5 protein-coding genes are annotated in these 11,674 nt (G+C 54.5%); all 5 read right to left on the bottom strand.

The genetic code is table 11. The features are described 5' to 3' along the window. Nucleotide 1: 1 nt before the first annotated feature. The 5 genes from GCU45_RS17110 to GCU45_RS17090 all read right to left on the bottom strand — a co-directional run bounded on the left by GCU45_RS17110 (nt 2) and on the right by GCU45_RS17090 (nt 11,673). Nucleotides 2–973 carry an ABC transporter permease gene (locus GCU45_RS17110; RefSeq protein WP_152399727.1) on the bottom strand — a complete coding sequence of 324 codons (972 nt, stop codon included), beginning with the start codon at nt 971–973 and terminating at the stop codon, nt 2–4. A gap of 123 nt (nt 974–1,096) precedes the next feature. Further along, nucleotides 1,097–2,830 carry a peptide-binding protein gene (locus GCU45_RS17105; RefSeq protein WP_152399726.1) on the bottom strand — a complete coding sequence of 578 codons (1,734 nt, stop codon included), beginning with the start codon at nt 2,828–2,830 and terminating at the stop codon, nt 1,097–1,099. A gap of 965 nt (nt 2,831–3,795) precedes the next feature. After that, on the bottom strand, nt 3,796–6,540 hold the full coding sequence (locus GCU45_RS17100; RefSeq protein WP_152399725.1) for an alpha-mannosidase: 2,745 nt from the start codon (nt 6,538–6,540) through the stop codon (nt 3,796–3,798). Nucleotides 6,541–7,234: 694 nt separating this feature from the next. Next, nucleotides 7,235–10,357: a beta-galactosidase gene (locus tag GCU45_RS17095; RefSeq protein ID WP_152399724.1), complete on the bottom strand. Its 3,123-nt coding sequence runs from the start codon at nt 10,355–10,357 to the stop codon at nt 7,235–7,237. Continuing rightward, entirely contained in the window at nt 10,354–11,673 is a 1,320-nt protein-coding gene (locus GCU45_RS17090) for a glycoside hydrolase family 125 protein (RefSeq protein WP_145162281.1), read from the bottom strand. Before GCU45_RS17090 ends, GCU45_RS17095 begins: the two co-directional genes overlap by 4 nt. Nucleotide 11,674 lies beyond the last annotated feature (1 nt).

Genomic DNA, 11,674 nt, shown 5'->3' with positions numbered 1-11,674 from the left:
CTCATGCCGATTTGCCTCCTTTACTTCCAAGTTTCACGCGTGGGTCGACGATCTTGTAAAGAATATCAGCGATAAAGTTACCGGCAACGACGACCACAGCCGTAATGAGTGTAATCGCCATTAACACGGAATACTCACGCGAACGTGCCATTTCAACGAACAAACGTCCCATACCCGGCCAGTTAAATACGCTTTCCGTCAGGGTCGCACCGCCAACCAGAATCGGCAGGTCGAGGCCGATGATCGTAATGATCGGAATCAGGGCATTACGCAGCGCATGCCGGAAAATAACTTTGCGCTCAGGAACACCCTTTGCGCGGGCCGTACGGATATAGTCTTGCTCCAGCACTTCAAGCATACTGGAACGGGCGTATTTGGAATATGAGGCCAAGAAACCAAGCACCAACACGGAGCAAGGCAGAATCAAATGATACAGCAGGTTGCCGAAGTTCCCTTGCTTATCCATGTCGTACATGTCGGACAGCGGGAGCCAGTCTAGTTTTAGGGAAAACAGCTCCTGCAGGATGATGCCGAACCAGAACGCAGGCATCGCAAAGCCGATATAACTGACGAAGTTAGCCGTCTGGTCGGATATACCGTATACTTTCGTACTGTTATAAATCCCCCAAGGGATCGCGATTAATAACGCGATAAACCAGGCAAACGCCATCAGTTTGATCGTATTGCCAACCGTTGGCCACAAAACCTCACCAACGGGCAGATTGTTTTTGAACGTATGACCGAGGTCGCCTTTCAGCATGTTGGTAAGCCAAATAACATACTGAGTAGGAACAGGCTTATCCAGACCCAGGTTATGGGCTTGAATCTTTGCGGTTTCGGGTGATACTCCAGGGGCCATCATCATCTGTGTTGGACCGCCTGGCGCAGCGTGAATAAGGCCGAATGCAACCAAAGAGATCAGAAAGAGTACAAGAATGGATTGCAGTAAGCGGCGGATGAAGTATTCAGTCATTGTTGATCCTCCTAGAGATGATACGGACACGGACGCCTAACCATCATCCTTTTTTAAACACAAAAAAGGGTGGAGGGGAAGTTTCCTCCCCCTCTAGCACCGTTGTACTTCTTATGTTGTCTATTATTTTGCGTCTACCCACCAGTTGATCAGGTGGAAGAAGTATCCGTAAGCCAGCGAAGATTCAGGAGCATCCTCTTCCGCAAATTTCACTTTGCTGTTATACGCGGTTGGCGTACCGTATTGGTACATGAACACGTATGGAAGGTCTGTAGAAATCTCTTTACCAACTTCCTTGTAAATCTCTTTACGCTTCTCTTGGTCTACGACAGCCGTTCCTTCTTCCCACAGCTTGTCGAGTTTTTCGTTCTTATAGAAACCTTGGTTCTGACCAGCCGGCGGGAAGTACTTCGAGCTGAACGTTGTTTCTCCGTCCGGATCTGGGTTGTTCAGGGACCAGCCCATCAGGATCGCCGGGTATTTACCTGGAGTCAGGTTTTGGTCAACCCATGCAGCGAAGTCAATCGCTTTAGGAACAACTTCAATCCCTACGTCCTTCAGGTTTTGCTGAATAACGTTAGACACTTGCTCACGACGGCTGTTACCGGAGTTGTACTGAAGCTCGAAGGAGAAACGGTGTCCGTCTTTCGTCAGGATGCCGTCGCTGCCTGGAGTCCATCCGTCTTCAGCCAACAGCTGCTTCGCTTTTTCCGGATCAAAGGCATAGTTGACTGCCGCATCGCCCGGATCTGCCCAGGAACCTGGCAGGAACGGAGCGTTCATCAGCTTGCCCGTGCCTTTCAGAACGTTGTCGATCATACCTTGACGGTTAAGCGCGTAAGCAATCGCTTGTCTTGTTTTTTGTCCAGCCCAAGGAACAAACTTGTCCTTGAAGTTGTCCGGGTTAAAGTTGAATCCAAGGTACTCGTATTGCGGACCTGGCTCCTGGATAACGGTCAAGCCGTCTCTGCTCTTCACAGCGTCAACTTGAGTTACCGGGATACCGCCCAGAAGGTCAACGTCGCCTTTGATAAGGGCTTGCACTTCTGTGTTTTGGTCAGCATAGATTTTATATACGATCTTGTCGATATGAGGTTTAGGACCCCAGTAGTTCGGGTTTCTTTCGAAGGAAAGGTACTGCTTCTGCTTCCACTCTTTCCATACCCAAGGACCGCTGGATACCGTTTTGGCCGGATCAGTTCCGTATACGTTCTTTTGCAGCTCTTCAGGTTTAACGTCCTTCAGGATGTGCTCCGGAACGATTTGGGTAGACAAAACATATTGGAATGGAGCGTAGACTTGTTTCAACGTAATTTTAACGGTAAGGTCATCCACTTTCTCGACTTTCGTTACCTTGTCAAATCCGGACATCCCAGGGGATCCGACTTTAGGGTCCTTAATCGAATTGAATGTGAAGACAACGTCGTCGGCCGTAATCGCTTCGCCGTCGCTCCATTTCGCCGAATCTTTCAGCTTGATGGTATACGTAAGTCCGTCTTCGGAAATCGTCATTGGCTCAGCAGCAAGAGACCAAGGCTCGGCCACGACTTCACCTGTACGGTTAATGTCATACAGCTTGGCATACATGAACTCCGCAGCATCACCAGAAGCTGTATCTTGAACGAACAGTGGGTTTACACTAACGATGTCGGAGAAGCTTCCGTAAGTCAGCGTTCCGCCGTCCACCGGACCGGTCGCCTCTTTCGTTCCCTCCGTGCCCGTATTCGTAGACGATTCTTTGTTCCCCTCGTCTTTAGGTGTGCTGCTTGCTTCATCCTTGCTGCCGCATCCTACGAACAGCGTGCTGACTACCGATAATGAAACGAGTAATGAGAGCCATTTTTTCTTGCTTGTCATGTACCATTTTCCTCCCCTTTATGATTTGAAAAATAATGGCGTCCCGCATAAGATACGAGAACAACCCAAGACCTCTCCAATGGTCTTAAGCGAACTGGCCGCGAAAACCATTAGGGACTTTACACCTACTTCGGTTACCGTAACCGACCCCCGAATGACGTTGAAACAATTCCCCCTCTTGTAGACCTTTCATATTGCAACAAGACGACGGTAGCAAAGTAAAGCAATATATTAAAAAATAATATATCCAGAAGTAAGGCAGGACCGATGCGGGATCGTGCAGCAATAAAGGACGGTTGATTCCGCGACGCGAACGCGCAGTGCATTATAGCGCAATAAAGCATTAATGCTTTAAATGACCATCGGTCAATTTGAATCAGCAAAAAGGACTATATATGAAATGGTTAAAACTTCCTAATAAATTTAATGTAAATAATACGTGTAAATTAATATCACGTCAATATTTTTTTTGGGCGGTTTTAATATATTTTTTAAAATGGCTCAATATTAGCTGTATCAATGGGATTTTGATGAAAGAGGCGATCCGTTTTCACCAAATTTAAATGTTAAAAACAGGAAGGTTTGACGTCTGGAATATCCAAGTTTTCAAAATGTTCAAAGTATAAACCGCTTACATTGAGAATACATAAAAATGCATGTTAGGTTCTGTGACATAGTAGCGAGGTTTCTTGTAAATTGTGGAAGCCACAGGCTAACAGCATAGGAATCTTCCGCGTCATCTCTTGCAAATCAACAATTGATTACGTTCAAATTTACTGGAACATAAATCATCTGTCAATTATAAAAATAGCGGGTAATTCTGGTAAGTAGATGGGAATTGGAATGTTTAAATTGTCAAGGAGCCGGGGCTGCCGGAGGGGGGAAAAGCCCCCCTCACACCCCTATTATAAATCACTTTTTGAATAAATCTATGAGGACCAAATTATTCCACACAGTTAAACATACTAGCGCTCAATGCCTATCGTTACGATTTCGCAAGGTCCCGCTTCCAGCTCCAAAGACTCAGACAGCTGTTCTACCGAAGCGCCTTCCGTCTCTTCCAGAATGGTCGTTTTATATGCACGGCTCACCGATTGAGGCCATTCTAACCGAAGGCTGGCAGGCTGCTGTTTCATGTTGTACCAGCGAAGCATATGGTCTCCGGAATCCTCGTTAACGGTCCACGCCGAGAAGGCGACTCCCTCATCGCTCCAGGCAAAAGGAGCATGTACCGCAGACAGATCGCCGGTATGAATTCCGGTTTGCACGCTTGTCCACGGAATTTGGAATTGGTAAGCTTCCGCGTAAGCTCCGGACTCCTCCCCGCGGCCGTCATGCGGAATGATTTCAAGCTGAACGGCATGTTCGCCAAGGCATTGAGCCTCCGGCGTCGGGAACCAGCCCCAGTCGCCCAATTCTCCGACCGAACGCAGCAGCGTGACCGCGATGGTATTCCGGCCGTCCCGCAGCACTTCATACTCGTTCAAGCCGAGGTTGGCTACCGCCAGGCCGGCTGTCTCCCCGCTCACATCGACAAAAGCCTGCTGGTGCTGGGCGTTGCTCGGATTCTGCCATTCGATCGCGGGCTGATTATCCCGTGTCACGATTTCAAACATGGAGTCCACGCGGTGCCGGCTGGCTTCAATGTCAGTCGGGAACAATACGCGGACGCGGTGATCCTTGGCCTGGTTGTTAAACGAGGCTTCCACTTTAACGCCCTTGCCGTCCTTCTCCAGACGAACCAGGGTACGGATCTTCATCGGCACGGTTTCTTTCACCCGTTGAGCTTTGCGCTCTGGATAGTAGACCACTTCGATCTGCTCTTTCTGAAGGAGCTCATCCGCCGATGCCGGTACCTCCCAGTCGTGAACGATTTCGAGCGTAGCGCGGTAAGGTGTATCTTCCACAACCCGGATCGATGCTTGCAGATCGCGCGTCGTCAGCGGAGCTTCGCCTTCCGGCTGCTTATACATGTATTCGTTGCCGATGTCCCCGGTATCCTCGTAAACGAGCAGGTCACGGTATTCGCGTCCGTTTCGCTTGTCGGTTACCGTAAGGCTTCCGTTCGGCTGAGCCGCTACCCGCAGGATGCTATTTTCCATCACGTTGTTCCCGGTGATCAGCGATGCTGAAGCATTGTCCGAGTGCTGCGCCGCTGCCTGGCCGGACACGAGTGCGTACGCCTGAAGTCCGTGCGCCGGAACGGCGTCCGCCTGCAGCGTAATTCGCACGGCACGCGCCATATACGGCTGACGGAACCGGTCATCCGGCAGATCGTAGCCGAAGCGCTGGCCCAGATCCTCGAGCGTAAAAGGCACCGGCTTTCCGCTCGGGTCCAGCACCACGCGCTCACCAAGCTCGAGCGCCTGAATCCGGCGGCTGATTTCGTCCAGCGGGATGCCGTCGCGGAAGTAAATCCGCTGTACGTCCAGCTCGACGGATACGGTGCCGGTCCGCTCCCATCCGGTAGTGTTAAACACCACAAACGGGAGCGCATCTTCGCCATACTGCGCGAAGGATGACGTATCCACCGCATCCGCCACCGCCCGCTTGCTGTCTTCAATGATCGATTCCGCCACGTCCCGGCTCTTCGCAAAGCGGGTTACCATCTCGCGGTGAACCTCATCGACGCTGCAGCCGCAGATGCTGTCATGCGGATGATTCTGCATCAGCGTTTTCCATGCATACGTAAACAGATGATGCGGGTAGGCATGACCGGTCAGGTGGGCATAGGCCGCCAGCGGCTCGGCTACCTTTTCAAGCAGCGCCTGGCCATGCTGATTCATCTGCTTGAGATATACGCGGGCAGACGCCGTGTTCACAAGCGTCCCCCATCCGTCGGTCCGCTGGCTCCGAAGCTCGCCGCGAACGACGGACAGCTCGTTCTCTTGATGGCCTTTGACCGACTCCAAATACTGCGGGAAGTTCGAGTGAACGAACTCGGTGTCCGGGTAGAGCTTGCGCGCAGTCTCCAGCGCCTCAGCCAAATCGGTCTGGATCGGCTGGTGGTCGCAGCCGTTCATGAAAAGAAGCTCCGGCGTCGACGCGTACTTCTCCGCGTCCGCCAGCTTCCGGTCCCAGAACGCCTTCGCCTCTTCGGGATCGGCCGGAATTTCGTTGCCGTTGCTGTACCAGTTGGCAAACAGAATGCCTAGTACCTTGGAGCCGTCCGGACCTTCCCAGATGAGCTCCGAGAAGGAAGACTCATATTCAGAGTCGGCAACCGTATTGTTAAAGCCGGTCGGCTTGACGCCGCGGCCGAACAAGGCGTTATCGATGCCGGATTGGCGCATCAGCTGCGGCGCTTGGCCGACGATGCCAAAGGTGTCGGGGAAATATCCCACCTTGGAAATTTGCCCGTAACGGCGGGCGTCCTTATGGCCGATTTGCATGTTGCGGATGTTGGCCTCGCCGCTGGTCAGGAACGCATCCTGCAAAATATACCACGGGCCGATGAAAATGCGGCCTTCGCGGATGTATTTTTCAAGCCGTTCCTTCTGCTCGGGACGCACCTGAAGGTAATCCTCCAGAATGATCGTTTGCCCGTCCAGGTAAAAGCTCTTGTACTCCGTATCGTTCTCCAAAGTATCCATCAGCACGTCCATCAGACGGATGAGACGGACATGATGTTTTTCATAGGGCAAATACCATTCCCGGTCCCAGTGAGTATGGGAGATGATATGCGCCGTTCGTTTCGGCTTGTTTGACATAGAAATCGGGTCTCCTTTCCTTGGACGGCTTGTTCCGATCGGAACTCTCTCATCCCCTGCTTGCAGATCAACATATCGGGCTAAGGTCCAGCTTGTAGCCAAACCCTGCCCTGGATAAATTTGCACTGTCATGGATGGCCGGACGCTGACATGGATGACTTACGGACATCATCATCTTTTTCCGCAAGTGTCCATCCAACGCGTACAAATTAACATTCAAAGTAAGTCTTAAATAAAACCTATATATAATAGAAGAAAAAAATTTGGCAATCCGTGCATCCGACGATTTCTGCAGGCCTGAACCTTCGATTAAAAGTTTATAAAAAACCCCTGCCGGTTGCCCAGTTTTGGTGATCAATCCCAAAGAACTCCCCAAATAGGAGGACGCCAGGGGCCCAACATTCAAAAGCCGGCTATTGCTGCCAAAAGCCCTTTTGCCCAATAAGACCGCGGGCTTCCTGCCGGAATAACACCGGCTCCTAAAAACAAGTGTCCATTCACAGTGGACAAATACCTTGCCTCCGGTACGGCAGCCAAAAGGGGCAGTATCCCTGGACCACGCACCAAAATTATCCTTTTCTTCCTGCCCTGCAAGGATTAGTTTGATGCCCATCCCGTTTGCCCCGATGGCTTCACCTCTGCAAAGTTCCTGACAATCGCCTACACCTTTATTGTACAAATCAACTCAACGTGTTTAGTCTACTTGGATGTCAACCTCATCTGGCCGGTACACGGCCGTAATGCGGCCCTCCCGGTCGGCGGCAAACAGCACGCTGCGGTCGCTCTCGAGCGTAAAGCTGTAGACGGCTCCGGTCTGCGGGTCCTTGACCTGTACCGGGGCATCCCAGCCGTACTCGGAGACGAACACGTACAGGCTGCCGTCCTTGAAGCTGAGCTTCCGGCCATACACGCCCGGCAGGTCTCCGCCGGCCAGCCACTCGAGCTCACGCTCAACGCCGGCTGCGGCAGCCGCGTACCGGTACAGCTCGAGGATCGGCTCGTCCCGGCCGTTCAGCTCGAGCGGCAGCGGGCTCCAGATGAGCCGGCCCTTGCCCAGCGGCACGTCCACAACGGCATCCGTAGCAATGCCTGTCCCTGCGGCTGTGGCCGGGATTTCCTTGGCCACCTCGGCGATCCGCCGGTGCCCGAAGGATACCGGCAGCAGACGGCCGTTCACGCCGAGCATTTCCTCCCGGCGCACATTGGCAAGCCGGCGCTCGCCGAGGACGGCATCGAGGCGCGTCGACGGACGCCAGTAGGCGTCCAGGCCGAGCGGGCCGGTGGCGAGCAGCGTCGCGCCGGTCTCCTTGACGAGCTCCAGCAGCTCGTCCAGCGCCCGGCTGTCCATGTTATGCGGGCTCGGCAGCAGGATCAGCTTCGGCGCCTTCTGCCGCAGCGCGTCCAGATGGTATTCCGATGCCGCACGGAACGGCAGCTTCAGGTCATAAGCCAGCAGCCGTGTCAGCCGGGTCGTCGACTGGAACGCAAATGCGCGGTTCGAGAAGTCGTTGGAGTACGGGAAGACGGCGACGATGTCCTCGAGCTCCCGGTCCGTAAACAAGTCCCGCGTGGCCGCGATGAAGCGTCCAAAGTCGTAGGATACATCCGCTTCCGGCTTCTCCGTGCCATCGGCGCGGAGGGCTCCGATATGCGATTCATTGGCGTTGTCCATATAGAAGTTCGTATTCCAGATCCAGTGGATCGCACCGGCCCCCCCGGTAGAGAAGGCGTAGGCGTATTTCCGCTCCAAAATGCTGCGCAGCTCGGCTTCGGACCGCTTGGCGCGGCCGTCCGGCGTTTCTACGTACATAATGCCGGTTTCCTGAATCAGGTTCGGTTTATCCGGCGTTTTGGTGAAGATGCCGTCCCATACCAGATAGTCGTTCAACCACCAGGAGTGCACCGTCGTATAATCGACGGCCTGCTCATAGAAGAACGGAGATGGGCGCTGGGCGCCGAGCGCTTCGTCCTGCCCGACCGTCACCAAATGGTCAGGGCACAGCTCCTTGATCGTGCCGACGAGCTGCTCGGCCCACCGGTTGTGCATATCCATCGAGAACAGGCAGTAATCGAGCCATCTCGTTCCCTTCTTGGCTTTGTGCATATCCTGCACGTCGAAGTTGATCTCTTCCGCTTCCGGAATGGATGCCGAAGCAAAGTCGGGCAGCTGGTCCGGCGTCATGTTCCATGCTTCCTGGAGGCTGCGGATATCGCCGTGGCGGCGCTCCAGCCACTCCACGAACGCCTGGTGCTCAAACGGATCCCGGGCGGAACGCGGCCCCTCCGAGAAAATCCGCGGCGGATCAAACATCGACGGTTCGTTAATCAAATCCCAGTCCACATGCGTCGTGGCCGTATGGCGGCTGACGATGCTGCGGATGAAGCGTTTCTGGGCCTCGACGCTCTGCGGGTCGAGATAAGGGTTCAGTCCTTCCCACGTCTCCGGCGTAAAGGAGAAGAACGTAAAGGTCACCTGCAGACCGTGGCGCTTGGCCGTCAGGAAGAAGGCGTCGATCGCGCGCAGCACTTCCTCCGAGGCGTGGCCGTCGACCTGCATAATATTCCGGTAAGCCGTCCAGACGCCGGTGCGGATCCAGTTGATGCCCGCTTTGGCCATCTGGGCCATGTCCCGCTCCCATACGTCCACGTTCGGCAGGAACAGGAACTTGCGCGCCACGTCGGAGGTCATGTACGTCATGCCCACAACGGGCAGCGGCCGCCCGTCTTTGATGAAATAGTCGCGGCTGCGGGTAATCGGCGAGCCCTCGGCCAGAAGGAGGTCGTCACGGCCCCAGAAGCCCTGGCGCAGCACACGAACTTCGCCGTCCGGTCCCTCTGCGCGGCATACGATGCGGTACAGCCCGCTCTTCACGGCCAGAGGCACCGGAATGCGCACGAAGTTCTGCTCCTTCGTCACCTGCGCCTGGAACCGGTGGCTCCAGGCCTCTCCGCTTCCGCCCTCACGGCTTACTTCCAGCTCGAAGCTCCACAGTTCAGGCGTCGCACTGCGCGATTCCCCGCGCTGCAAAATCTGCGTCTGCAGCGTCATCACCGCGTGTTCCCCGGCTTCGTACGAAGCATAATTTGGCTTCAGCGACAGCTCGGTCACGCCCCGGGCGCAGAAACGCGCCCAGTCGATCAGGTGCGCAGCGCCATTGCCGTTCCAGAACGCTTCCGTTAGCGGCAGGAACACGAACATCCAGCGCGAGCCGGCGAACGTTACGCGGGAGTTCTCCCACAGCACGATCGGCGCGGCGATCTCGCGCTCTTCGGCGCTGAGGCCGGTAAGCAGCGGATAGATCTGCGTGCTCATCGGGCCGGCTGAGCCCATCTGCTGCGGCAAATCGGCGCTTTTGGTCGTATGCGGCACCAAGTTCCAGGCATCTGCCAGCTCAAACAGGCCTTCTTGGCCGTTCAGCAGCGGGATGCGGTCCGAAACGGCGAGTTTCGTGACTTTGCCTGTGTCCACCCGCAGCGCTTCGTGAATATAGAGTTCCTGATGATAGGCGGTTTGCTCGGTCTCCGACACCCAAGATCCGTTATCCCGTACCACAGGAATTTTAAAAGGCGCCCCGCCTGCACTGATCAGGCTGCCTCCCCGATGCAGGAAGGCGGAAATTTCCGTCCAGGCAGCCTTTGGAAAATAAGGCGCGTGCAAATTGACAAAACAACCTTGATCCACTCCGCGAAGCGCATCAGTCAATTCTTCGGCGTGAACGACCGCCACTTCTGCGGCATGCTGGAAGTCTCCGGCCTGCGGGAGCTTGCCCGCAGCCGGGAAATCCGGATCACATAGAATGATGATATGCCGGCTCATAGCAGACCGTCCTTCATGGCCTTATACACGAGCTGGGAGAACAGGCTGTTGGACCAGGCGAACCATTTTCGTGTAAAAATGGTCGGATCGTCAGCGTGGAACCCTTCATGCATGAAGCCTGTATCCGCATCGGTCGCTTCCAGCATGGCGATCATCTCCAGCTTCTCTTCGGCCGTCTGCGCGGTCAATCCCTGCATGGACAAGGCCATATGCCAGATATAGTCCTCCGGCGTGTGCGGGCTGCCGATGCCCTTGGCCGCTTTGCCTTCGAAGTAGAACGGATTTTCTTTGCTGAGCGCAAACCGTCTCGTATTTTGATAAATCGGATCGTCCGCCGTTGTGTATCCCAGGTAAGGGATGGACATCAGGCCCGGCGTACCGGCGTCGTCCATCAGGCAGTAGTTGCCGTAGCCGTCGGTCTCGTACGCGTAAATCGGCCCAAACTGCGGATGGCGGTAAATGCCGTACAGCTGAATACCGTAGTTGACTTCGATCTCCAACTCTTTAAGCTCAGCAAGCATGTCCATGTCGCGGAAGACCCATTCAGCGAACTCCTGCATTTGGCGCAGCGCCACGACCGCAAACATATTGCCCGGAATGTTGTAATGGAAGTCGCAAGCGTCGTCGCTGGAGCGGAAGCCCGACCAGATCATACCTGTGTAGTTAACCGGCATGCCCATTCCGTTATTGCGCAGGGAGTCGGTCAGGATGCCGTTGTTGCGCGTAAAGCGGTACGGAGACTTCTCGAAGTGGTGCTGCTCCGTTTTGAACACGTCGATGATGGCGCGCATGGCCTTTTTGAAATTGGCATCGAAAATGTCGGTCAGCTCGGTTTCCTTCCAGTACAGGTACGCCAGACGAATGACGAAGCACAACGAATCGATCTCGAATTTGCGCTCCCACACCCATGGGGACATGTCCGTTTCGTCCGTCGTATTCCAATGCCAGTCATTCGCCGACTCATTGAACGCATTGGCGTACGGGTCGATCAAGACGTAGTGAACATGGCGTTTGATCAATCCGCCGATAATGCGCTGCAGATCCTGGTCTTCCTTGGCAAAAGGTACGTAATGGACGACCTGCTCCACGGAATCGCGCAGCCAGGAGGCCGGGATGTCTCCTGTAATGACGAAGGTCGTTCCGTCGTCCATCAGCTTAGTCGTCGTTTCCAGCGTATTTGGAAAGCAGTTTTTGAACAGCTGCAGCAGCTTCGGCCGGTGGGCCAGCTTCTGCTCGGCTTCTTTAATTACGTCCTGGATCGCCTGCGGCATCTCCAGCGCCGGCATCGGTATTTTAGGGAGTCTGAATTGTTCCAAA

The organism is Paenibacillus cellulositrophicus, from assembly GCF_009363095.1.
Lineage (GTDB): Bacteria > Bacillota > Bacilli > Paenibacillales > Paenibacillaceae > Paenibacillus_AQ > Paenibacillus_AQ favisporus.
The sequence above is the reverse complement of the archived record's forward strand: the minus strand, read 5'-3'. Positions and strand labels throughout refer to the sequence as shown.